Source organism: Gloeocapsa sp. DLM2.Bin57 (assembly GCA_007693955.1).
GTDB lineage: Bacteria > Cyanobacteriota > Cyanobacteriia > Cyanobacteriales > Gloeocapsaceae > Gloeocapsa.
On sequence record RECR01000042.1, the window covers coordinates 1 to 24,358 of the forward strand.

General features: G+C 38.4%; 25 protein-coding genes and 2 pseudogenes. 19 read left to right on the forward strand and 8 right to left on the reverse strand.

Features of this window, described 5'->3' with window-relative positions:
- Nucleotides 1-125 precede the first annotated feature (125 nt).
- Entirely contained in the window at nucleotides 126-1,238 is a 1,113-nt protein-coding gene (locus EA365_02835) for a beta-ketoacyl-ACP synthase (GenBank protein TVQ47812.1), read from the forward strand.
- 265 nt (nucleotides 1,239-1,503) lie between these two features.
- On the opposite strand, the pseudogene EA365_02840 reads toward EA365_02835, so the two are convergent.
- Nucleotides 1,504-1,587 (reverse strand): annotated as a pseudogene (locus EA365_02840) (chromosome partitioning protein ParB).
- Between the two features lie 37 nt (nucleotides 1,588-1,624).
- On the opposite strand from EA365_02840, the gene EA365_02845 reads away from it, so the two are divergent.
- Nucleotides 1,625-2,596 (forward strand): collagen-like protein, encoded by a 972-nt coding sequence (locus EA365_02845; protein ID TVQ47813.1) that lies wholly within the window; start codon nucleotides 1,625-1,627, stop codon nucleotides 2,594-2,596.
- A gap of 11 nt (nucleotides 2,597-2,607) precedes the next feature.
- Here the strand turns inward: EA365_02845 and EA365_02850 are convergent, their stop codons facing one another.
- Both EA365_02850 and EA365_02855 read right to left on the reverse strand, forming a co-directional pair.
- Nucleotides 2,608-2,934, reverse strand: coding sequence for a type II toxin-antitoxin system HicB family antitoxin (locus EA365_02850; GenBank protein ID TVQ47814.1), 327 nt, complete (start codon nucleotides 2,932-2,934; stop codon nucleotides 2,608-2,610).
- Nucleotides 2,927-3,181, reverse strand: a pseudogene (locus tag EA365_02855) (toxin HicA). Before EA365_02855 ends, EA365_02850 begins: the two are co-directional and overlap by 8 nt.
- A 106-nt stretch (nucleotides 3,182-3,287) precedes the next feature.
- Here EA365_02855 and EA365_02860 point away from each other — a divergent pair.
- Nucleotides 3,288-4,424, forward strand: coding sequence for a helix-turn-helix domain-containing protein (locus EA365_02860; GenBank protein TVQ47815.1), 1,137 nt, complete (start codon nucleotides 3,288-3,290; stop codon nucleotides 4,422-4,424).
- On the opposite strand, the gene EA365_02865 is transcribed toward EA365_02860, so the two are convergent.
- Nucleotides 4,411-5,664, reverse strand: coding sequence for an MFS transporter (locus EA365_02865; protein TVQ47816.1), 1,254 nt, complete (start codon nucleotides 5,662-5,664; stop codon nucleotides 4,411-4,413). The two genes, EA365_02860 and EA365_02865, sit on opposite strands and share 14 nt — an antisense overlap.
- Before the next feature lie 63 nt (nucleotides 5,665-5,727).
- The gene (locus EA365_02870) at nucleotides 5,728-5,895 is read right to left on the reverse strand and encodes a metallothionein (GenBank protein TVQ47817.1); all 168 of its coding nucleotides are present in this window, start codon (nucleotides 5,893-5,895) and stop codon (nucleotides 5,728-5,730) included.
- A 139-nt stretch (nucleotides 5,896-6,034) separates the two neighbouring features.
- Here EA365_02870 and EA365_02875 point away from each other — a divergent pair, with 139 nt between their 5' ends.
- From EA365_02875 to EA365_02905, 7 genes are all read left to right on the forward strand, one after another.
- Nucleotides 6,035-6,433: a hypothetical protein gene (locus tag EA365_02875; protein TVQ47818.1), complete on the forward strand. Its 399-nt coding sequence runs from the start codon at nucleotides 6,035-6,037 to the stop codon at nucleotides 6,431-6,433.
- A gap of 2 nt (nucleotides 6,434-6,435) precedes the next feature.
- On the forward strand, nucleotides 6,436-7,908 hold the full coding sequence (cobQ, locus tag EA365_02880; protein ID TVQ47819.1) for a cobyric acid synthase CobQ: 1,473 nt from the start codon (nucleotides 6,436-6,438) through the stop codon (nucleotides 7,906-7,908).
- A gap of 251 nt (nucleotides 7,909-8,159) precedes the next feature.
- Nucleotides 8,160-8,384, forward strand: a complete 225-nt coding sequence (locus tag EA365_02885) for a hypothetical protein (protein ID TVQ47820.1) — start codon at nucleotides 8,160-8,162, stop codon at nucleotides 8,382-8,384.
- Between the two features lie 6 nt (nucleotides 8,385-8,390).
- Nucleotides 8,391-11,027, forward strand: coding sequence for a CBS domain-containing protein (locus tag EA365_02890; protein ID TVQ47821.1), 2,637 nt, complete (start codon nucleotides 8,391-8,393; stop codon nucleotides 11,025-11,027).
- Between the two features lie 42 nt (nucleotides 11,028-11,069).
- Nucleotides 11,070-12,179 carry a diguanylate cyclase gene (locus EA365_02895; protein ID TVQ47822.1) on the forward strand — a complete coding sequence of 370 codons (1,110 nt, stop codon included), beginning with the start codon at nucleotides 11,070-11,072 and terminating at the stop codon, nucleotides 12,177-12,179.
- Nucleotides 12,169-12,603 carry a DUF29 domain-containing protein gene (locus tag EA365_02900; GenBank protein ID TVQ47823.1) on the forward strand — a complete coding sequence of 145 codons (435 nt, stop codon included), beginning with the start codon at nucleotides 12,169-12,171 and terminating at the stop codon, nucleotides 12,601-12,603. Before EA365_02895 ends, EA365_02900 begins: the two co-directional genes overlap by 11 nt.
- Before the next feature lie 28 nt (nucleotides 12,604-12,631).
- Complete coding sequence (locus EA365_02905) at nucleotides 12,632-13,597, forward strand: phosphoribulokinase (protein TVQ47824.1); 966 nt, start codon at nucleotides 12,632-12,634, stop codon at nucleotides 13,595-13,597.
- On the opposite strand, the gene EA365_02910 is transcribed toward EA365_02905, so the two are convergent.
- From EA365_02910 to EA365_02920, 3 genes are read right to left on the reverse strand one after another with little or no spacing between them, the layout of a single operon-like run.
- Nucleotides 13,594-14,136, reverse strand: a complete 543-nt coding sequence (locus EA365_02910; protein ID TVQ47825.1) for a competence protein ComFB — start codon at nucleotides 14,134-14,136, stop codon at nucleotides 13,594-13,596. The two genes, EA365_02905 and EA365_02910, sit on opposite strands and share 4 nt — an antisense overlap.
- On the reverse strand, nucleotides 14,137-14,994 hold the full coding sequence (locus EA365_02915) for a M23 family metallopeptidase (protein ID TVQ47826.1): 858 nt from the start codon (nucleotides 14,992-14,994) through the stop codon (nucleotides 14,137-14,139).
- An 8-nt stretch (nucleotides 14,995-15,002) separates the two neighbouring features.
- Nucleotides 15,003-15,215 (reverse strand): RNA-binding protein hfq, encoded by a 213-nt coding sequence (locus EA365_02920; GenBank protein ID TVQ47827.1) that lies wholly within the window; start codon nucleotides 15,213-15,215, stop codon nucleotides 15,003-15,005.
- An 18-nt stretch (nucleotides 15,216-15,233) separates the two neighbouring features.
- Between EA365_02920 and EA365_02925 the strand changes: the two genes are divergently transcribed.
- The 9 genes from EA365_02925 (at nucleotide 15,234) to EA365_02965 (ending at nucleotide 24,357) form a co-directional block, all read left to right on the forward strand.
- Nucleotides 15,234-16,079 (forward strand): diaminopimelate epimerase, encoded by an 846-nt coding sequence (locus tag EA365_02925; protein ID TVQ47828.1) that lies wholly within the window; start codon nucleotides 15,234-15,236, stop codon nucleotides 16,077-16,079.
- Between the two features lie 3 nt (nucleotides 16,080-16,082).
- Nucleotides 16,083-16,994 (forward strand): transposase, encoded by a 912-nt coding sequence (locus tag EA365_02930; GenBank protein ID TVQ47829.1) that lies wholly within the window; start codon nucleotides 16,083-16,085, stop codon nucleotides 16,992-16,994.
- Complete coding sequence (gene rfbC / locus EA365_02935; GenBank protein ID TVQ47830.1) at nucleotides 16,966-17,511, forward strand: dTDP-4-dehydrorhamnose 3,5-epimerase; 546 nt, start codon at nucleotides 16,966-16,968, stop codon at nucleotides 17,509-17,511. The genes EA365_02930 and rfbC overlap by 29 nt, the downstream gene beginning before the upstream one ends.
- Nucleotides 17,508-18,398, forward strand: a complete 891-nt coding sequence (gene rfbD / locus EA365_02940; protein TVQ47831.1) for a dTDP-4-dehydrorhamnose reductase — start codon at nucleotides 17,508-17,510, stop codon at nucleotides 18,396-18,398. The genes rfbC and rfbD overlap by 4 nt, the downstream gene beginning before the upstream one ends.
- A 3-nt stretch (nucleotides 18,399-18,401) precedes the next feature.
- Nucleotides 18,402-19,475, forward strand: a complete 1,074-nt coding sequence (locus EA365_02945; protein TVQ47832.1) for a glucose-1-phosphate thymidylyltransferase — start codon at nucleotides 18,402-18,404, stop codon at nucleotides 19,473-19,475.
- Between the two features lie 5 nt (nucleotides 19,476-19,480).
- Nucleotides 19,481-20,554, forward strand: a complete 1,074-nt coding sequence (gene rfbB, locus EA365_02950; protein ID TVQ47833.1) for a dTDP-glucose 4,6-dehydratase — start codon at nucleotides 19,481-19,483, stop codon at nucleotides 20,552-20,554.
- Between the two features lie 293 nt (nucleotides 20,555-20,847).
- Nucleotides 20,848-22,155: a sedoheptulose 7-phosphate cyclase gene (locus EA365_02955; GenBank protein TVQ47834.1), complete on the forward strand. Its 1,308-nt coding sequence runs from the start codon at nucleotides 20,848-20,850 to the stop codon at nucleotides 22,153-22,155.
- A 14-nt stretch (nucleotides 22,156-22,169) separates the two neighbouring features.
- Nucleotides 22,170-22,979, forward strand: coding sequence for an SAM-dependent methyltransferase (locus tag EA365_02960; protein TVQ47835.1), 810 nt, complete (start codon nucleotides 22,170-22,172; stop codon nucleotides 22,977-22,979).
- 61 nt (nucleotides 22,980-23,040) lie between these two features.
- The gene (locus EA365_02965; protein TVQ47836.1) at nucleotides 23,041-24,357 is read left to right on the forward strand and encodes an ATP-grasp enzyme; all 1,317 of its coding nucleotides are present in this window, start codon (nucleotides 23,041-23,043) and stop codon (nucleotides 24,355-24,357) included.
- Nucleotide 24,358: the final 1 nt, after the last annotated feature.

Below are 24,358 nucleotides of genomic sequence, written 5' to 3' on the forward strand. Positions count from 1 at the left end.
TAATTAAAAAAGTGGGGATGGGCATCGCCTCACTCAAAAACGGTCAATCATCTCTGAAGGTGAAAGACAAGAAGCCTACACCATAATCTTTGATTCGCTGTAGGAGTATGTCACTTATATAATCTATGAATGTAGTAATTACGGGCATGAGTATGCGTACCTGTTTGGGTAATCTAGCTACTAGTTGGTCAAGATTATTAGATCATCAATCGGGAATAGCGCTCGCTCAACCTTTTGTACAGTTACCTCCCTACCCTTTGGGATTAATAGGAGAAAACCCAGCTAATCTGGTAAAGTTGACTAGAGAATTAGTCACAGAGGCGATCGCTGATGCAGGTTTAAGATTACCATTGTCCGATTGTGGAGTAGTCATCGGCTCAAGTCGCGGTGGACAAGCAGAATGGGAAGCTTATTTAGAGGGAAAAACCCTGGATTGGTGGTCGAGTTTACCCCAGATAGCTAGTGTTACTGTAGCAAAACAAATTCAAACTACAGGACCTGTGTTAGCGCCCATGGCTGCTTGTAGTACTGGGGTTTGGGCGATCGCCCAAGGTTGGGAATTGATTCAACGAGGACATTGTCAGCGAGTAATTGCAGGAGCAATAGAAACACCAATTACCCTGATGAGTTTAATAGGTTTTGCCCAAATGAACGCTCTAGCGACAACAGGATGTTACCCTTTTTCCGTAGAAAGAGAGGGATTAGTCTTAGGAGAAGGAGGAGCAGTTTTTATCTTAGAAAGTGCGGATTTAGCTAGAAGTCGTGGTGCGAAAATCTACGGTCAAGTTTTAGGTTATGGTTTAAATTGTGACGCTTATCATGTTAGCGCACCCGAACCTACGGGAATTAAGGCGATCGCCTGTATTAAACAATGTCTCCAACAGAGTAATTTATCACCCCTAGATATTGATTATATCCATGCTCATGGTACGGGAACAAGGTTAAACGACGCAAGAGAAGCAGAGATTATTAAATCTCTTTTTGGTGATAAGATAGCTGTTAGCTCAACCAAAGGAGCAACAGGTCATACTCTAGGAGCCTCTGCTACTCTAGGTATCGCTTTCTCTGTGATGGCGATGCAAGAGCAGCAACTTCCCCCCTGTGTAGGTTTACAACAACAGGATTTTGCTTTAAACTTAGTTACCAGAACTAAACAGAGTGTCATTAACAACGTACTTTGTTTTAGTTTTGGTTTTGGTGGACAAAATGGGGCGATCGCCTTATCGTTATGCAATTAAAAAACTGGCTATTTTTAACCTTCTTAATTTCCCCGTTGGTAATCGCTATAGCACCCTTACCAGCACAAGAGATACAACAATTTGGTCAAGATGCTCCTAGAGCTAGAGATGGGGCTAAAGGCTCTGATGGTCAAGATAGCTCTAATACAGCGGTCTTTTTAGATGGCTCTCCTACCAATATTAATTTAACTGGTGGCGATGGTCAAAGGGGTGGAGATGGTCAAGAAGGTGCAGACGCTATTTGTGACCTACAACCAAGAGACGTAAGTACTAATTTAGTGGGTGCAACCGGTGGAGATGGTGGAGATGGTGGAGATGGTGGTAACGGTGGTGACGGTGGTAATATAACAGTATATACTAGCAATCCCGCTCACCTACAACAACTTTTGATTCTTGCTCCAGGAGGAAGAGGAGGAGAACCAGGAGAAGGGGGAATAGGTGGTCAGGGTTGTCAATGTGAGCAACCTTTTTGGACTGTATCAAGTTGTACGGGAAGACCTGGACAAGCGGGGTTTAACTGTACTAGTGTAGAATTTAGTTGTCAAGATGGTAAAACGGGAAGACAAGGAAGAAGGGGTAACTCTGGACGAGATGGACGAGCTGGTAGTTTAACTTTAATTAATTTAGATCGTCCTGTCAATGAAGATCGAGCAGCAGCTACGGTATCTTTTACAGAACTCAAAGATAGGGGTTTTACCCTTTCTCGTAATCGTTGGGAAACTCGGACAGGTGCTGCTGAATTATTAGCACCAGGTTCAATTGTTGCTGAGCAATATATTGAGTTAGTAGAAAGAATCGAAAAGTCAGTTTTATTAGTTTGGAATGCTCCCCAATCTTTTACTCCTTTTGCTGAGCAATTGGCGACTCTTGAGTTATTAGATAATCAAGAAGTGGAAATTATCTTACCTAATGATGTTTGGTTAGAATATGCTATTAGTGAGGATAATAATTTGACTGAGTTAGTGGTTATTAACGCTATTTTACGACCACAAGTATTGCAACTAGAATCAGCGGGAATTTCTGGTAATGGAGAGAATCTTATTTTAACCGTTGTTGATAGCTCTGAACTTTCTAACCTGGTTGATACTGAGTTTGCGATTATCTATAGAACTATCTTAGGAGATCCCAATAACAATCGCAGAAATCGTAATTCTCGCACTAGGTTTGAAGGAGATATCCCCCCAGAATTAATTACTTATCAAAATAATCAGTTTATCATTAATGTGGGAGAGTTACCTATAGATCCTAGTTTTTTAACTCCCGGTACTACTGTAGAAATTAGTTTAATCATCACCCGATTTTTTCAAGATAATTTTGCTGTGCAAGAGTTGAGAGTTACTGAGACTATTCAACGTTAATCTACAATTGCTCAACCAGCTAATTTATTGCTGATATAGCGATTTAAGCTAATATTTTCCTCTGCTGCAGCTATAGCTAGTTTACGATGAATTTCAGGAGAAATCCTCACTTGAAATTTACCACTGTAAGTTCTTTCTGTAAGAGGATATGGAACTTTCTCGCCATTAGCTTCTAAATCACTTACTATATCTTTAACCAAATCTGTTATTCCTTCTAAAGCACTTTGACGATTTTCATGTAAATAAGATAGACTAGGAAACTCAACACATAATCCTACAAACTCTTCGTCTTCACTAGACCAAATAACTTTATAACTGTAGTGATTGTAGTCAACCATTTTCTATTTCCTCAATTTTGTCAATAGCAGCTAAAACCTGCTTAACTTGATAAACTTTAGCTTTACCATTCTTTTCTTGAATGTTTACACGGGGATTCCCTTCCCAAAGCGTTTTATAAACAAGATGACTAGTAGCTTTTTGTCTTGGTTCTCCAAAATAATGATTACAAATTTTTACTAAATCAGTAAAATCAACATTTTTAGGATTATTCCTCAACTGGGCTACGAGTTTTTAAATTTGAGTCACCAATTTTACCTCAACTTTATTATAGTATCAATATTGATACTATGTCAAGATTTTAGCTAAGAATCCTAGGATATAATTCAGATTATCTGTGGAACTGACGTTAATTATGGCAAAACAAGAACCTGAACTATCTAATAACCTTAAACAAATACGACTACGTTTAGGGATGAGTCAACAGGATTTAGCCAATCTGGTAGGAGTTTCTCGACAAACTATTGGGGGGATTGAGTCTCAGCAATATGCACCCTCCACTAGTGTAGCCATACGTTTAGCCAAAGCTTTAGGGTGTCAGGTAGAAGATTTATTCTGGATTGACCAAGATATAACCGAAATCACCGCTATTCCCACAGAATCTACTCCAAAAGGCAAAAATTTACGGTTGAGTTTAGCGAGAATCAAGGGTAATTGGGTTGCACACCCTCTTATCGGTAATAATGCTTTTCGTCTCGAAATGATTCCCGCAGATGGAGAGGGAGTCTATAGGGATGATTCTGACACTATTAAAGTTAAATTACTTAAGGATTTAGAGCAACTCCAGCATACCGTAGTTTTAGCAGGTTGTACTCCCGCTATCTCTCTCTGGGCTCGTGCTGCTGAGTTGTGGCATCCTGAGTTACGGGTTCATTGGACTTTTGATAATAGTATGAATGCTTTATCTCGTCTCAGTCGGGGAGAAGTTCATCTTGCGGGTGTACATCTCTATGATGAGGAAACTAAACAGTATAATATCCCCTTTGTTAAATCTGTGTTGGGAAATACACCCGCGGTGGTGATTAATTTAGGTAGTTGGGAAGAGGGATTATTGATTCAGTCGGGTAATCCTTTAGCTATTCACACCGTCGCTGATTTACAGCAACCTGGTGTTAAGATTGTTAATCGAGAGTTGGGTTCTGGTAGTCGTCAAGTTTTAGAGCGATCGCTTCGACAAGAGGGGGTTGACTTTGACTCTATTAATGGGTTTGATTATATAGTTTCAGGACATTTGGCAGTAGCCCAAGCCGTTTTAAGTAATCAAGCTGTAGCAGGTGTTAGCACAGCTTCAGTAGCCGCAGCTTTTGGTTTAGATTTTTTACCTCTACAAAATTCTCGTTATGATTTAGTTATCCTTAAACCTTATTTAGATGAAGCCCCAATACAACAATTATTGAGTACTTTAGGACATAGAAGAGTTTTATCACAACTGCAAGCTTTAGGGGGATATGATACTAGTCAAACAGGAGAAATTATCGCTATTCTGGAATAATTTTATCTAAAGCATAAAAATCTTTTTCTTTACCAAAAGCAAAGCGGAAAGAAGCCCCGAATTTTTGATTAGAAAATAAGAGAAAATTTACTAAGGCTAAAGAAGCTAAAATCAAAGAAATAACAAATAAACCTCGATAACCCAAATCATCAGCAAAAGTCCCTAATAAAGGACCTGCTAAAGCTATTCCTAAATCAAAACCTCCTAAACAGATAGCAAAAGCTCTACCTCTTTCTCTAGGATAACAACGGTCTGACATTAAAGCAATCACCATCGGTATTAATAATCCTGCTCCTGAACCTTCAAAAATAGCAGCTAAAATTAATAAGTTAGGGGTGGTAGCTATAGTTAAACATAGCATCGAGAGCATATAAAAACATAAACTCATCGAGATGAATAAACCTCTACCATAGATATCAGAAATTCTCCCGGTGAAAATCCTCACCGTAAAACTAGCGATCGCGATTACTGTATAGAATAAACCGACATTAAATCCCGTCAATTCTTCATTAATAAATAAAGGTACAAAAGCAACTAAATTACCAAAAACTAAACCAATCAGCAGCAATATTGCTGTTAACACTCCCATTCCCCTGATAGTTAACAAAGCAACTAGATTAATATTTTCTTGGTTTTTTTCAATTGAGATATGTTTTGTTGAAGAATTTTTGACTCTCAGAGTTAATAAAAAAGCTAATAAACCCGTCACTATAGCCACTAAAAATAGGGGAGTATTCCCCCATTCACTTTGAATAAATCCTCCTAAAGCAGGACCAATAGACATTCCTATAGGCATAGCTAGAGTCATATAACCAATTATCTCTCCTTTTTGCTTAATTGGAGATAAATCTACGATTAAAGAACTATAGCCCGTGGTAAAAGCAGCTATACTAATACCATGATAAGCCCTGCTCAAAACTAAACCCATTATAGAGGGGAAGAATAAATAACCCAAGGGAGCACTTGCTACTACGGCTGTACCGATTAACATTACTAAACGACGACCACCATAGTCAGCTAATCTTCCTAACAAAGTTCGTGATAATAATAAACCAATAGCAAAACTCCCCATAACCATTCCTACTTGTTGTTTTGTTCCACCAAGAGTAATGATATACACAGGGAGAGTAGGTAATAGACAAGTTATACTCGTCCAGAATAAAAAAGCGACTAAAAATAAGTTAGCTAGATTGTTTCTAGTAGCAGAATCTAAAGACTTGATCGTTGTTAGAGGGGACACCTTTGCTTAACAGTTGGGTAAAGAAATTCCCCTCTATTATATCGCAATATTTCTTTACATCCCCTAACCGGTGCAATTGCAACCATTGTGGGTACATCCTACCCCATTGGGATGACCTTGAGCACAAGCATCGGAACAATAGTATTTTCCTTCTTTAGTAATCGCCTCACTGAGATTAACGATACATAGACAAGATGGACAAGCGCATTTCATTTGGGTAACTGTAGTCATAATTGATTTCCTCTTTATTTTTGCTTAACATCTGAACAAGTATTCAGATATCTTGACTATAACATCTGAACAAGTATTCAGAGATAAAAACAGGCAAATTTTGTTACAATAATTTACATATTCTCATTAATCAAACAAGATGCTATCTGAGTCCAAGGAAAAGCAACTAGAAATAAGTTATTCACCCTTAACTAAAGCTAGAGCGACTAGAGCCTTAATTTGCTCACCATTTAGGCTATATTTATTTCTAAATATGATAAAAATCAGCGTTCCTCTCCCTCAAATAGTCCTTAACCTAGGAGTAAATAATCACTATACCCGTAAAGCTATTAGCGAGGGAGTGGTAGAAAGAGAGTTGATGTGGTTAATTAAAGTAGGCATATTGCGACGAGAAGTAGATGGTCAAGGAATTACCGATAGTTTTCGTCTAACACCACTAGGACGTCAAATAATCGCCCAATGGACAGAAGAATTACCTAACCCTAGTTGGGGCGATCGCTTCTTAAACCTCTTATCTCGTTGGTTAACAATAATTTAAACATGAAAGCAATAATGGTAGTGGGGACAACCTCCCACGCGGGTAAATCCTTTCTGACTAGCGCTTTATGTCGAATATTTGCGCGTCAAGGATTGAGAGTCACCCCTTTTAAAGGACAAAATATGGCTCTTAATGCTTATGTTACCGCAACAGGTGGCGAAATGGGACACGCTCAAGCAGTACAAGCATGGGCGGCTAAGACTACACCTAGGGTGGAAATGAATCCTATCCTACTTAAACCCCAAGGTAACATGACTTCTCAAGTGATTATGAAGGGCAAAGTCGCAGGGATAACCACCGCGTCGGAATATTATCAACAATACTTTGATAGGGGTTGGGAAGCAATCACCGAGTCAATCGAGCTTCTCGCTGATGATTATGATTTAATTATCTGTGAAGGTGCAGGAAGTCCAGCAGAAATTAACCTCAAACACCGAGATTTAACTAATATGCGCGTCGCTACATATCTCCAAGCTAAAACCATCTTAGTAGTAGATATAGATAGAGGGGGAGCATTTGCTCACGTAGTAGGCACTTTAGCACTATTAGAACCAAGTGAGCGATCGCTGATTAAAGGAATCGTGATTAATAAATTTAGAGGCTCTCTCTCTTTGTTAGAATCGGGTATAAAGTGGTTAGAAGAATATACTAAAATTCCCGTATTAGGGGTGATTCCTTGGACAGAAGAACTTTTACCCCCAGAAGATTCTCTAGACTTATTAGATAGAAAAAGTAGAAAAGGCAACTACGCAACCACTATCAAAGTTATTAAACTTCCTCGTATCTCTAATTTCACCGATTTTGACGCTTTAGAATCAGAAAAAACCGTATCCCTAGAATATATTAACCCCGATGAACAGCTAGGAAATCCTGACGCGGTGATTCTTCCTGGATCAAAAACTACCATCTCTGATTTGATGATGTTAGAAAAAACGGGTATGTCAAAGCAATTAAAAAACTACGCAGCCCAAGGAGGTACAATCCTAGGTATATGTGGTGGTTTTCAGATGTTAGGTGTTCAAATTAAAGATCCCCAAAGGTTAGAAGGAGAAGTAACTTCCTATCCAGGTTTAAATCTGTTACCTATAACTACTACCATCACTAACCAAAAAATAGTCCGTCAAAGACAAGCTTGTTCTGTTTATCCTGAAAAATGTTTACCTATCGATGGATTTGAGATTCACCAGGGACATACAGAAATTATCCCAGAAAAGTCTAACTCAGAACAGTTTATTTTTGACGATGCTAATCTAGGCATAGTTAACCAAGAACAAACTATTTGGGGATGTTATCTACACGGTTTATTCGATAATAGCTGTTGGCGTCGGTCTTGGTTAAATCTGTTACGTCAAAAACGCGGTTTACCAGCTTTACCCAATGGTATCCCTAACTATCAAGAACAAAGAGAACAAGTGTTAGACGCGATCGCCGATCTCGTTGCTGATAACTTAAACTTATCAATTATCTCAGAATAGAGTTCGGAGGGAGGGGTTAGGTTTTAGGTAGAACGGTTTTAGGTGCTATTATTCCTATCGATCACACTTCCCAACAGGAAATCAGAGAAATTAATCAACCATCTAAAATTAAAACAGAAAAAATTTTACGTATTTTTCAACTTTTATTTAGAGAAACTTTTACTGGTTCAGAACTGGTAAATTATCGTAAGGGTGTTTTCTTGGGGTTAGATTATAGCCAATATTTGAACAGTTAATTACACTTACCTTTAATGGGGTTAACAGATTTAACAGAGCAAGACTTTATCAATTTAATTGTTAATAATACTTGTCAAAATACCAAACTTGAACCACTAATTCAGTTGTTCGGGAAAAGATACGCAGAATGTGTAGCCAAAAAAGAAGAATTTTTTAAAAAAGAGAATCAGAAATATAAAAACGAATTAAATACTAAAATAAAGACGTTAGAAAAACTTGGCAATATACCCAAAGATTAAAAGCCCATGAATTTTGCTAACCTCAAAAAAAATCTGACCAAAACTTTTCTCTTTCGCACTACATTCCGTGGATCTATCCGTAATGCTTATAATTTACTGGAAGCTTGTTTAATTGGGGTATTATCAGCTTTTGCTGCTTTATTACTCAAAGATGGTATTGGTTGGTTAGGAGGATATCGTCTGCAAGCTGTAGAATTGTGGGGGGCAATTTGGGTATTACCAATAATCGGGTTACTCTCTGGTTTAAGCGCTGGTTGGTTAATTGATAATATCTCACCTGAAGCAGCAGGGGGTGGTATTCCCCAGGTTAAAGCAGCTTTATCAGGATTTCCGAAAATGTTATCCCTCAGAGTAGCTGTAATTAAAAGTCTTAGTACAATTTTAGTCTTAAGTTCCTCCCTAGTCTTAGGAAGAAGAGCACCTACAGTACAAATTGGCGCGTCTTTAGCTGCACAATGGAGTGATTGGTTACCAAGTACACCTGAACACCGTCGTCAACTGATTGTAGCAGGAGCAGCAGCAGGATTAGCCGCAGGTTTTAATACTCCGATTGCGGGGGTATTGTTTGTGATTGAGGAATTGATGCGAGAAGCTTCTAATATCACTCTAGAAACGGCTATTTTAGCCTCGTTTGTGGGAGCGATCGTTTCTCAAGCTATTGGTGGTGGTGGGCAAATTAGCGTCACAACTGTTATAGATGATTCCAACATTCTCACCAGTTTAGAGATTAGCTCTTATATTATCTTGGGTTTATTATCAGGAGTGTTAGGAGGGTTATTTAATCGGTTTTTTTACACCCTTGTAGCTTTTAATAAACGTTCAAGATTATCGAGAACTTGGCGTATGGCTTTAGCTGGGATGTTTTCTGGGTTAGTTGTGGCTTTTTTACCTAGTTCTTTTTATGACAAACAAGGACTATTACAATCCTTCATGACTACAGAGGGAGGTGATATATATTTAAATGGGATCACCTTTTTAGCTTATTTTTTCCTTAGTGCTATTGGCGCAAGTTCGGGAGCTCCAGGAGGTTTGTTCGCACCAGCTTTAGTGATGGGAGCAGCTTTAGGAGATATATTGGGTACAATTAAAGTTGGCTTGTTTGGTGTAGGTAGTCAGTATGTTGATGCTCTAGTGGGTATGGGTGCTTTCTTTACAGGAGTAGTACGAGTTCCTGTGACAGCAACAATTATTATCTTTGAAACCACAAAAGATTATCATTTAGTTCTACCTTTAATGATTACTTGTGCTATTGCTTATTTTTCTGCTGAAGTTGTCTCAAAAGGCTCTGTCTATAGTCATTTACTCGAATCAATGGGTATTCCTGTAGCAGAGGAAAATAATGAACCCTATTTTCTCAAAGGATTAACCGCAGGTAGTATTATGCAATCAAAAGTAGAGGCTCTCAGTACCGATTTAACCGTCTCAGCAGCGGCTGAAATTATGTCTCGCTCTCATCACCGCGGTTTTCCCGTTGTAGCAAAAGATAAAATAGTCGGGATATTTACTCAAGGTGATTTAAATCGTTTAGTTAATACTCATGGGGATACCTTATTGTCTGAAATAATGACTTCTCCTGTTATTACAGTAACTTCAGATACCCCTCTCGGTGATGTATTGTACCTACTGAATAAATATAAATTCTCTCGCTTACCCGTAGTAGATGAGGGTAAATTGCTCGGGATTATTACTCGCAGTGATATTATCAACGCTGAAGCAAAATGGATTAGTGGTAAAGCACCCTTAGTAAATCGCCAAAAGAATTCCTATACTATCTATCAAACTCGTAACCCCCAAACCGGAAAAGGACGTATTTTATTATCTTTGGCTAATCCTCAAACCGCTCCTTTTTTGTTTAAGATAGCAGGAGCGATCGCTACTTATTACGATTACGAAATTGAATGTATCGAAATTATTAAAATTCCTAAAAGCAATTCTCCTCAACAAACTCAGGTAAATACCCTACAGAGTCGCGCTTTGATGCAAAAAGCGGAAAAATGGGGACGTAAAAATAAAGTAACTGTGCATACTCGCGTCTGTATCGCTACTAATATAGCTGAAGCGATGTTAGAGGTAATCGCTGAAGGTAATATTAGCTTAATGTTAGTAGGTTGGAAGGGGAGTACTTCCCTAGGAGGTACTTTTTTAGGAGAATTAACCGATGTCTTGATTCGCCAAGTTAGTTGTGATCTGATTATGGTTAAATTGGGACAAGATTTGTTCGCTTATCCCTATGATTTTAAAACACTAGGTAATTGGTTAATTCCCTATTCCGGTGGTCCTAACGTTACTAGAGCTTTAGAATTGTTACCTAGTTTAACATCTTTATATTCGGCAAATGCTACCCCAACCATTCTACTCTCTCAAGTGTTTTCTAGTACTGAGCCTGATTTGGTTTCTCTAGACAAAGCAACAAAAATGATTAATGAGCAATCGGGGTTAACCGCTGTTAATGTTCCTATTTGTTCTCAATCTGTATCTGAGGGAATTCTGGATTTAGCTGCTAATAAACAACCTCAAGTAGTTATGCTTGGTGCTAGTTGTGAAGGATTGCTACAACAAGCTATTTATGGTAATGTGATAGAGACGATCGCTCTTAATCTCACCACTACGGTTATCCTAGTACGCAGTGCGATCGTGTTATAATTTCTATAACTAAAATATTCTTAGTTAACAGTCAGCCTGAAAATGCTTCAACAAGAAGAAGATACTGATACTATAGAACTAATTAGTCAATTAGCTAATTATCAAAAACAGTTAAGAATCCTAGAACAAAAAATTCTTGGAGAACGTTTAGTCAGGGAAATAACTAAACAAATTCATCAATCTCGCTCTCTGGACGAAATACTACATAAGGCAGTCGCAGAGTTAAGAGATTTTTTTCTAGTCAAGAGGGTAATTATCTATAGATTTAAAGCTGATTGGAGCGGAAGGGCGATCGCTGAGTCTGTAGAAACTAATTATTGTACTCTTGATAACCAAGACTTAATCCCTAGTCAATTTATCTCTCAATACCTAGATTCTTATCGTCAAGGTAAATTTCTCCCTCATAACTCAATTATTCGACAACAAACCAATAAACTAGTTAATCATTTAATTATTCCAATTAGCAAAGAAAAAGAACTGTGGGGAATTTTAGTAGCTGATAATTTTCCAGAATCAAGACTTTGGGAAGCTTGGGAAGTAGAATTATTAGAAGACGTATCTCTTCATCTGAGTATTGCTCTAACTCAAAATGAACTGTATCGAGAATTAGAGATAGCTAACGAAGAATTGCAAGAATTAGTATTTAAAGACGACCTAACTCAATTATATAATCGACGTTATTTTGATGAAGTAATGATCAAAGAATGGAAAAGGGCAATTAGGGAAAAACAACCAATATCATTAATTATGTGTGACGTTGACTATTTTAAACAATATAATGATAACTATGGTCATCAAGCAGGGGACTATTGTTTACAAAAAGTTGCTCAATGTCTAGCCTTAAGTTGTCAAAGACCTACTGACGCAGTTTGTCGTTATGGGGGAGAAGAATTTGTTATCGTCTTACCTAATACTAAATATAGTGGAGCGATATATATAGCAGGACAAATACGTTCTCGTTTACGTCAATGTAAAATCCCTCACGAAAAATCTTTAGTTAGTCAATACGTTACTCTCAGTTTTGGTGTAGCTAGTTGTATCCCCCAAGTAAATGAAGATTATAATCTATTTTTAGAAAAAGCCGATAATGCTTTATTTACAAGTAAAAAACAAGGTAGAGATAGAATTATCTTAGCAGATGATGAAAATTAGTACAGACTTAAAAACTCTTTATGAAACTGATGACTCACTCTGGTTAGAAGCGACAATTCAACTACTCAAAAATAAGCAGTTTGAAGCTTTAGATTTAGATAACTTGATTGAGGAATTAGAAGACTTGGGCAACGAGAAAAAACGGAGAGTAGAAAGCCTATTAGAACAGCTTATTAGACATTTATTATTACTAGAATATTGGCAAGAAGAAAGAGAGTATAATCAAGCCCATTGGTCATCAGAAATAGTCAATTTTCAAAACCAGCTCAAACGATATTTAACTACTAATCTGGTTAATCATCTTCAAGAATGTTTACCCGAAATTTATGCAGACGCTGTCAGATACTGTGATCAGAAAACCCAAGGAATGGTTAACTTTCCTAATAAATGTCCGTATTCGTTGGATGATTTACTGGTAAAATGACATTTTAACTAAAAAAGCTACAGAAATTATGAGTCATCGTCCAATTATTCTCGGGATAGTAGGAGACAGCGCCGCGGGTAAAACCACCTTAACCAAAGGAATAGCCAAAATACTAGGAGAAGAGAAAGTAACAATCATCTGTACTGATGACTATCATCGTTACGATCGCACTCAAAGAGCAGAATTAGGGATTTCAGCGCTACATCCAGACTGTAACTATCTAGACATTATTCAACAACACCTTAACTTACTACGTACAGGACAAGCAATCCTCAAACCGATTTATAATCACCATACAGGAGAATTTGACCCCCCCGAATACATCGAACCGAGACAGTTTATCATTGTCGAAGGGTTACTAGGTTACTCGACTCGCGCGATGCGAGATAGTTATGACGTCAAAGTATATTTAGCCCCTCCCGAATCCTTGCGGAGTTTGTGGAAAGTCAAAAGAGACACAGCTAAAAGAGGTTATAGCGAAGCAGAAGTATTAGAACAACTGAGCAAAAGAGAAAACGATTCAGAAGCCTTTATTCGTCCTCAGCGTCAATGGGCTGACGTGGTAGTTAGTTTTTATCCACCCCATCCCGAAAAATTAGAAGATTTACTCTTAAACGTCAGATTAATCTTACGTCCAACTATTCCACACCCTGACTTTACTCATTTACTCACTCCTGGTGAATCCCACCTTAGCGAAGCGATTCGTTTAGAATTAGATCGAGATATGGGTAAACCAGTAGATGTTTTAGAAGTAGATTGTCACGCAACCTCCGAACAAGTTAAAGAGTTGGAAAGAGTTCTCTGTAACGAGATACCCTATCTAGGTCAATTTTGTAGTCTTGAAGGTAACCAAGATATTGGAGCGGTAATAGGTACTACAGGAGAAACTCTAGCCAGTTATCCTTTAGCTTTAACACAATTACTGATTACTTATCATATGTTAAAAGCTGCTCGGGTATCTGATTTCGTCCTTTCTCCTACGGGAAAACTTTAATCGCTTTCAAAATCAGGAGCGTAAGACTCAAGCAGATTACTAACTTGTTGTACTATAGTGCGATTAGGACCTATTGAGCCTTGAATTACGGTTCTTTCGGGATAAAAATCAGGTTGATTGAGATAGCGTTTAATCGCCTCATCAACCTGTTGAGTAATTAGCTGATTTAATTCGGATCTAGCCCTTTCTCGTTGATAATTTGCTCCTTCTTCAGTAGTAGCGTATAGAGGAGGTAGGCGGTTTAAAGCATAAGCTGCAATATCGCCTACTTCTATCGTACAATCGCTAGTAGCTTCTATTTGAGCAATTCTCGTCAAAGCTTCACTCAGTATAAGTTCTTCCATCACATTGATAAAGTGTTTACGAGGCATCGCCACAATGTCTCCTGTTAATAATGCTCCCATTAATTTGTCTAAAGCGATATATTCTTCAGCTGATAACTCTGTAGCAACTTCACAGATTTTACCAACTTCTGCTTCCATACTCGGAGTCAGATAACCATTTTTAAAAGCCTGATCTACAATATCACGTATATTCATTTACTCAACCCCCCCATAACGCCAAGGAACGGGATCTACGGAAATTCCATTCACATACAATCCCCAATGTAAGTGAGGACCTGTAGAAGCTCCCGTATTTCCTACTGTACCAATTTGCTGTCCTGCTTCGATGAAATCCCCCTCTTGGACGTGAATTTGTTCTAAATGGAGAAAAATACTCAAAACGCCTTGACCATGATCAATACCGATCGTATTCCCGTGGATACGGAAACCTTCTGATTCTCTACCGATGAGAGCAACTTTTCCCGCAGCCGGAGCAAAAACAGGAGAGCCTATAGCACCTGCGTAATCTACCCCCCTATGATAATACCCTTGAGCAAACTTACCATTAATATAACGTTGTACACCAAATAAGGCTGAAACTCTAGCTGGACTTGGGCGTAAAAATGGACCATTCCAAAACTTTTCTGGAGTGACCAAGTCTTTAAATACCCTAACCTTGGTTAATTCTATTTCTGTAGCAGGCTCAGCGGCTGAACCAGTTAACCAAATACTTTGAGTGGGAAAATCCCTATTTTCTAACCAAATAGCTAGATTTTTGACTTCTTCTCCATTGCTGACTTGGATAACTACTCTACCTGGATTATCTAAAGGACTAGTTGGTAAAAAAGCGCGATATGTTCCTAAAGTCTCATTGAGAGGGAATACGGGATAGTCTTGATCTCCTCGGGTAACGGTAAGTTCAGGTGAATCCACCTCGGTTTCGATAATGACGCTAATGGTATCACCTTGCTGAGGCTTTTCTGGACTTAGACGCACCGTTAAAGCGTCTAGGGGTAAATTAAAAACTATTGAGCTTGCTAAAGCGCAAATAAAACTATTTTGCCACCAGTTCATTTTTTTATCTAGGATTTTAACTTTAAATAAACGAGCGCTTGACGCCAAATTAAGGTTTTTTGTTCATATTGATCTACTAAACAGATACAATCATGATCTTGCCAGAGAATTGTTCCTACAAGTAGATCGTCTGTGACTAATTTTACTTCTACTTCTTGTTTATCTGAGATCAGAGTTTGCACTTGACGTATACTGGGTAAAGTTATATCAAATTCGCTCATAAGTAAATTAAATAAGTAATCATGTTAGAGTTTAGCAAATATCAGGGATTGGGTAACGATTTTATTTTGGTTGATAATCGTGATCAAAACAACCCTGTAATTACTCCTGAGCAAGCAATTCAACTATGCGATCGCCATTTGGGGATTGGTGCTGACGGTGTTATTTTCGCCCTTCCAGGAGAAAAGGATACTGATTACACCATGCGTATTTTTAATTCTGATGGTTCAGAACCAGAAATGTGCGGAAATGGCATACGCTGTTTAGCTAAGTTTATCGCTGATTTGACTCAAAAAAACAGAAAAGGACATTTTTATCGTATTCAAACTCTAGCTGGTGTGATCACACCCGAATTATTAGCTAATGGACAAGTTAGAGTAGATATGGGTAAACCTGAATATCTCGCAGGTGCAATCCCTACTACTTTAGTACCTCCAGAGCAAAAAGTTATTAATGAATTACTAAGGGTAGCTGGACAAAACTGGGATGTGACATGTGTAAGTATGGGGAATCCTCATTGTGTTATTTTTGTTGAAGACGTAGATAATATCCCCCTAGAAACCCTAGGTCCTCAATTTGAACATAATCCTGTCTTTCCCCAAAGAATCAATACAGAATTCATACAAGTAATTAATAATAATTATCTCAAAATGAGAGTTTGGGAAAGAGGTGCAGGAATTACTCTCGCTTGTGGTACTGGAGCTTGTGCATCCGTAGTAGCAGGGGTACTAACCAGACGCATTGAATCAACTTGTACTGTGGAACTTCCAGGAGGACTTTTAGAGATAGAATGGTCACCAGAAACTGAAAAAGTCTATATGACAGGTCCTGCTGAACTAGTATTTACTGGTAAAATAAATCTCTAAATCATGGGACAACCCAAACTATCTATTGTCACTCCCACCCGAGAAGGATTTTCTCAACATTGGTTAACCGAATTACTCAAAGTTAAAGGGGATGTAGAGTTTATCTTGGTTCATCCTCCTGGATATCAACCAGAATCAATAACTGAGCAACGGATGATACAGATTGTTAGTCCTATTCGAGGTGAGATTATCCAACGTCTCAGTGGATTGTTTAACGCTAGGGGGGAATACATTTTAACGATTAACTGTGATGAGTATATAACCCCTGATATCCTAGATATCACTCTCAATTATTTTCGAGCATTTCCTGAAAGTTGGGTACTTAGACTCAGTCGGAAAAACTTCCCTTTTGGTGAACAATCCTCTCTAGACGCACCTTGGCAATATATTACTATTGATGCTTCTCAATTAACACCTATGCCCATTGCACCTATAGATAATAAACTAGATTTTGGTCTATTATGGCGAGGAAGAAAGGATCATCATGGGAGACATACAGAAAACTTTGACAAGAAAATCTGGGATAATTCCCTAGTTCAACCAACAATATCAGAATTAGCAGGATTAATTAATTTAGCAGGACCTCTTAAATATCTTCCCTTTTGGTGCTTAGATAGATTATTGGGTTTATATATTCAAGCTAAATTCTATGAATCAGGTAAAATCATTGGTCACGTTTTGCCAGAAACACCAGAACAACTTAGAATCGAAGAAAATCCCCCAGAATATCGCAAAACAAGACGCTTTTATTTCTTGGCTGAAATTTTGCTAATTAAACAGTTTCCTCATTCAGGTTACTTTTGGAATCTTAATCTAGATCAAATTCGGGCGATTCCTCTGAGAATGTTTGGTTTTTTAAGTAGGTATTATAGTAAGGAGATGATTAATGCAAGTAATTCCGACCACAATTCCTGATGTACTCATTATTGAACCTAAAGTATTTGGAGACGACAGGGGCTTTTTTTTTGAAAGTTTTAATCAGCAAAAATTCACCGAAGCAACGGGAATAACTACTGATTTTGTCCAAGACAATCACTCTCGTTCTCGACAAGGAGTGTTACGAGGACTACATTATCAAATACAACAACCCCAAGGAAAATTAGTGAGAGTTGTTCTCGGTAGTATCTTTGATGTAGCGGTAGATATTCGTAAAAGTTCTCCTACTTTTGGTCAATGGGTTAGTTGTTTATTGAGTGCAGAAAATAAACGTCAATTTTGGGTCCCTGCGGGTTTTGCTCATGGTTTTCTAGTAGTTTCTGAATACGCAGAAGTTCTCTATAAAACTACTGATTATTATGCTCCAGCATCTGAAAGAAGTATATTATGGAATGATGCAGATTTACAGATTGATTGGCCCATAACAGGTGAACCACTTATCTCAGAAAAAGACGCGAAAGGTCAAAGTTTTAAAGAAGCTGAGGTGTTCGCATGAGTAAGTTATTATTAATAGGAAGTCAAGGACAATTAGGTAAAGAATTATTGCCTATACTAGATAATTTAGGAGAATTAACCTCAGTTAGTAGAGCAGAATTAGACTTAACTGATTTTGAAGGTATTAAAACCTTAATTAATGAAGTTCAACCCCAAATTATTATTAATGCTGCAGCTTATACAGCGGTAGATAAAGCCGAATCAGAGTTAAATTTAGCTGAAGCAGTAAATGGAATAGCTCCCCAAATTATGGCAAAAACAGCCGAAAAAATAGGGGCTAGTTTAATTCATGTTTCTACTGATTATGTCTTTGATGGCACAAAAAATACACCCTATACCGAAGAAGACGTAACTAACCCAATCGGGGCTTATGGTAAATCAAAATTGTTAGGAGAACAAGGAATTCAACAAACCAATGCTCATTATTTGATTGTGAGAACCGCTTGGGTTTATGGTACCTATGGTAAACAAAACTTTGTTAAAACCATGTTGCGTCTAGGGAAAGAAAGAGAAGAGTTAAAGATAGTATGGGATCAGGTAGGTTCACCCTCTTGGACTAAAGATATCGCAGGGGCGATCGCCCTTTTAACAAAATTAAGCCTAGATAATTTACAAAAACCATCCCCAGGGGTGTATCATTTCACCAATAGTGGGGTAGCTAGTTGGTATGATTTTACGATCGCTATTAGCGAAGAAGCCCAAAAATTAGGTTTTCCCTGGAAAACAGAGCGTATTCTGCCAATAACAACCGCAGAATACCCCACACCCGCTAAACGTCCTCCTTACTCGGTTTTAGCTAACCAAAAACTCAAGGGAATTTTAGGGGATTATCCCCCCTATTGGCGCGATGGATTAAGAAAAATGTTATTGGAACTATCCCAAGTATAATTTATGAAAGCACTAATTCTCTCTGGTGGCAAAGGAACAAGATTAAGACCTCTAACTTATACAGGTGCAAAACAATTAGTACCAGTAGCGAATAAACCCATTCTTTGGTATGGAATTGAAGCAATAGTAGCAACGGGAATTACGGAAATAGGTATTATTATTAGTCCCGAAACAGGAGAAGAGGTTAAACAAAAAACAGGATCAGGCGATCGCTTTGGGGCGAAAATCACCTATATTCTCCAGGATAAACCCGCAGGATTAGCTCACGCAGTCAAAACAGCTCGTCCTTTTTTAGGGGATTCTCCCTTTATTATGTATCTAGGAGATAATTTAATCGCTGATGAGTTACAGGTATTTAGCGATGAATTTAAAACTCAACAGTTAGATAGTTTGGTCTTATTGCGATCGGTATCTAATCCTAGCGCTTTTGGTGTGGCTGAGTTAGACTCCCAGGGTAATTTAATCCGCTTGGTAGAAAAACCGAAAAATCCACCTTCTAATCTCGCTTTGGTGGGTATTTATTTTTTTGCTAATACCATACATCAAGCAATTGATCTAATTCAACCTTCACCTAGAGGAGAATTAGAAATAACCGACGCGATTGATATGTTAATCACTCAGAAAAAAAAGGTTAAAGCGCGTCAATTGCAAAACTGGTGGTTAGATACAGGAAAGAAAACAGACTTACTCGAAGCTAATCGCATTATTCTAGATACTCGTTTAGAATCCGTACAAACAGGGGTAATCGATTCTGACAGTCAAGTAATTGGGAGAGTCTCCCTTGGGGATAATTCCCACATAGTTAATAGTACCATCCGTGGACCTGTGGTTATTGGTGATAACTGTCACATCGAAAATTCTTTTATTGGTCCTTATACCAGTATCGGTAATAACGTTACTTTAAGTGATGCTGATTTAGAACATAGTGTGATTCTAGAAGGTGCTAAAATTACGGGAATAGCGCAAAGGATTGTCGATAGTGTAATCGGTCAAAGAGCTAAATTAGAAGTAGCACCACAAAGACCAAAAGCGCTACGTTTTATGATTGGTGATGATTCTCACGTGGAAATAGTATAAACAGCATGGAAAGAACAAAACGCAATATATTAATTACAGGTGGTGCGGGTTTTATTGGTTCTAATTTCGTCCATCACTGGTGTAAACAATACCCCGAAGATCGCGTAGTTGTACTAGATGCACTTACCTACGCGGGAAATAAAGCTAATCTGAAGACTTTAGAAGCTAACCCTAATTTTCACTTTGTAGAAGGAAATATCGGCGATCGCCCTTTAGTTAGTTCCCTCTTAGCTAGTGAAGAAATCGATACTTTAGCTCATTTCGCCGCAGAATCCCACGTTGATCGCTCTATACTAGGTCCTGATGCTTTTATTCAAACCAACGTAGTAGGAACTTTTACCCTCTTAGAAAGTTTTCGTCAACATTGGGAAAGTCGCGGAAAATTAGAGAGCGATCGCTTCTTACACGTCTCCACAGACGAGGTTTACGGGAGTTTAAGTGCAAATGACCCCGCTTTTAGTGAAACGACACCCTACGCGCCCAATAGTCCTTATTCAGCCTCCAAAGCGGGAAGCGATCACCTGGCGCGGGCTTACTTTCATACCTATGGGTTACCTACTATCATTACCAATTGTTCCAATAATTATGGACCATATCATTACCCAGAGAAACTGATACCCCTAATGTGTATTAATATTCTTTTGGGTAAACCCCTACCTGTTTATGGGGATGGTCAAAATATTCGTGACTGGTTATACGTAGAAGATCATTGTCGCGCTTTAGACGTAGTTATTCATAGTGGTAAACCAGGGGAAACCTATAATATTGGTGGTAATAACGAGGTTAAAAATATCGATTTAGTTAAATTACTCTGTCAACTTATGGATGAGTTAGCCCCAGAATTACCCGTAACCCCTGCAACTAAGTTAATTACCTTTGTTAAAGATAGACCAGGTCACGATCGCCGTTACGCTATCGACGCTAGCAAGATTAAACGAGAATTAGGTTGGCAACCCCAACAAACCCTAGAAAATGGTTTACGCAGTACGATACAATGGTACTTAGATAATCCTTCTTGGTGGCAACCTCTCTTATCAGAAGAATATCAAGCTTACTATCGTTTGGTTTATCAGTCCTAATTTGTTTTGTAACTAAATAATTTCCAGTTAGCTTACTTTGAGCTAATTTTTTTTTGATTAGTATTAGGTTAAGAATTGTTTAATAAATTAATCTAGCAGGAGTTAGGTATTAGGTATTAGGTGTGATTATTTCTATATATCATATTCCCCATCTCCCCCTCTCCCTTTTGTTACTTTGCTGACATTTTAGTATTTATACTTAGATTAAGATTTTTAATAAAACTTTACATTTTTGTAAAAATTTATTACAGTATTCTTGTGACCAATAAAATCAGTATCACAGGAGCACAAGTATGGTTCAAGCTCAACCTCAACCAAAATCTGAGCAAATTATTCAATTTCACCACCCTGAGCAATATCGCACCTCAGAATGGTACACAGGTGATGGTACGATCGCTGCTAGTGGTGATGGTCGCTCCTTCAAAGTTACAGCCAGTTACACTCTAGAAGCAGAAGTTAAACTAGTTAGAGGAGTTTTTGACCCATCTAACCTAACCTTGGCAGAAATCTACAGTCGTCGTGGTCGTTGCGTAGCGATCGTGGATCAAACCGTAACAGAACTCTATGGAGCAGAAATACGTAACTATTTCCAAACCTACGAAATACCCCTAGAGTTATTATCCTGTCGTGCGTGGGAATCAGATAAAACCCCTGAAACCGTTCACAAATTACTACATTTTCTTGGTAAAGATGGTTGTGACGTTTCTCGTAACGAACCAGTCTTAGTAGTAGGTGGTGGTGTACTTACCGATGTAGCCGGACTAGCTTGCTCCCTACAACACCGACGCACCCCCTATATCATGGTAGGAACAACTGTAGTTGCTGCTATTGATGCGGGTCCTTCTCCTCGCACCTGTACCAACGGAGCACAGTTTAAAAACAGTATTGGTGCTTATCATCCTCCCGTGTTAACTTTGGTAGATCGTCATTTCTTCCGTACCTTACCCCTAGGTCATATTCGCAACGGAATGGCAGAAATTATCAAAATGGCGGTTACCGATGACCCTATACTCTTTGAGTTGATGGAAAAATATGGAGCTTCCTTACTAGAGACTCATTTTGCTACAGTCAACGCTGATGAACAACTAGAAGCGATCGCCGATGAGATTATCTATCGTGCTTTATTTTCCTATATGAAGCATGAGGGAACAAATATGTTCGAGACTTATCAAGATCGTCCTCACGCTTATGGTCATACCTGGAGTCCTCGTTTTGAACCCGCAGCTAAATTACTTCATGGTCACGCTGTATCTATCGGTATGGCTTTTGGCGCAAGTTTAGCAGTAGAAATGGGTTGGTTAGAAACAAGCGATCGCGATCGTATTATAGCCCTGTGTCGTTCCCTTGGTTTAGCGGTTTATCATCCTATTCTCGAAGATATCGAACTGATGCTCTCAGGACAAAAAAATATGCGTCGTAAACGGGGAGAAGGTGGTCTCTGGGCCCCTCTACCTACTGGGATTGGTTCTTGTGATTACGCTCAAGAGGTATCCTCGGGTATTTTGCAAGCTGCTGTTAATACACATAAAGAATATTGCCTCACTTTACCCGATGCTGGTCAAGGTGAACAAATGTATCTCAGTGACCTTGGTTTAGCCTAGGGAGAGATAATCAAATGAAACCTAGACCAATCACACCTTTAGGCATTTTAGTACAACAGCTTGAGGAAGTCTTAGATATGGCTAAACAAGCTGAGGTTACACCCTCGGTAATAGCTGGTATCCAACAAGCTTACGTATTAGCTGCGGGTATAGACCCCTATTTAGAAGAATGTACTACTAGAGAATCTACAGCTTTAGCTAATCTAGCGCAAAAAACCGCAGCTGAGGATTGGAGTAAACGTTTTTCTGATGGAGAAACTGTACGCCAATTAGAACAAGAAATGCTCTCAGGACATATCGAGGGACAAACTCTCAAACTGTTTGTCTATATGAATCAAGCTAAGCGTATCTTAGAAATTGGTATGTTTACGGGTTATTCTGCTCTCGCTATGGCTGAAGCTTTACCAGATGATGGTTATATCATCGCTTGTGAGGTAGATTCCTATGTAGCTGAATTTGCTCAAGCTTGCTTTGCTCAATCCCCCCACGGGAATAAGATTAAGGTAGAAGTTGCACCAGCTTTAGATACCTTAGCTAAACTAGCTCAAGCCCAAGAATGCTTTGATTTTATCTTTATTGACGCGGATAAGCGAGAATACGTGGATTATTTCAAGTTTATCTTGGCTAAGGATTTATTAACTCCTGGTGGCTTTATCTGTGTAGATAATACCCTTTTACAGGGACAACCTTATCTACCCGTTGAACAACGTACACCCAATGGAGAGGCGATCGCCCAATTTAACAGCGTTGTTGCTGCTGACGATCGCGTTGAACAGGTTTTATTACCTTTACGGGATGGTTTAACCATCATTCGACGTAAGTAACATCTTAACGAAAAGGTGCGTAACATTTAGTTGACGCACCCCGATACCTTTATCTAAAATCATGATAGCTTTATTGCAGAATATCTTCACCCTAATCCTACTGTTAATCGCACTTCCCATTAATTTAGGAATTGTCTTAACCTCCCTAGTCTTGAGTTGGCTAACTTCTCCTTTTACCGTTTCCCCTTCTCTCCCTAATCCTAAACGTATCCTGATTACGGGAGGAAAGATGACTAAAGCTTTACAATTATCTCGCTCTTTTCAACAAGCAGGACATGAAGTTATCTTAGTAGAAACTCATAAATATTGGTTGTCAGGTCATCGTTTTTCTAGCGCGGTTAGCAAGTTTTATACTATACCCGCACCTGAAAAAGATCCTGATGGTTATTGTCAAAATTTACTCAATATCGTCAAAACAGAGAAAATAGACGTATTTATACCCGTTTCTAGTCCAGTAGCTAGTTATTACGACTCTCTAGCGGGAACTTTATTATCTCCCCATTGTGAAGTTATCCACTTCTCCCCTGAAGTTACCCAGATGCTAGATGATAAATATACCTTCTGTCAAAAAGCCGAATCTCTAGGATTACCCGCACCTAAATCCTTTTTAATTACTAATCCTCAACAAGTCTTAGACTTTGATTTCGCTACAGATGGTAGTCAATATATCCTCAAAAGCATTCGTTATGATTCGGTTTCTCGTCTAGATAAAAGACGCTTACCCTGTAGAGACATGGCTGATTATCTGCAAAATCTGTCCATCAGTGCTGATAATCCCTGGATTATGCAAGAATTTATCAGAGGTCAAGAATATTGTACTCACAGCACCGTACGTAACGGTAAGATTAGATTACACTGTTGTTCTCCTTCTTCTCCTTTTCAAGTTAACTATCAACAGGTGGAAAAACCAGCTATTTTAGACTGGGTGAGTAAGTTTGTCGGAGAATTAAATTTAACTGGTCAAATTTCTTTTGATTTTATCGAGACACCCGATGGTGATGTCTATCCTATTGAGTGTAACCCGCGTACTCATTCTGCTCTTACCATGTTTTATAATCATCCTGATGTAGCTTCTGCTTATTTAGGAGATGATCAAGATAAGTTCATTTCTCCTCTACCTGAAAGTAAACCTACTTATTGGCTATATCATGAATTATGGCGTCTCACAGAAATTAGGTCGATTGGGGATTTAACCACCTGGTTAACTAAAATAACCCAAGGTAAAGAAGCTTTATGGCAATTTCGCGATCCTCTCCCCTTTTTCACTGTACCTCATTGGCAAATTACTTTATTGTTATTAGATAATTTGCGTAGGTTAAAAGGTTGGGTAAGGATTGATTTTAATATCGGTAAATTAGTAGAAAGGGGAGGAGATTAAT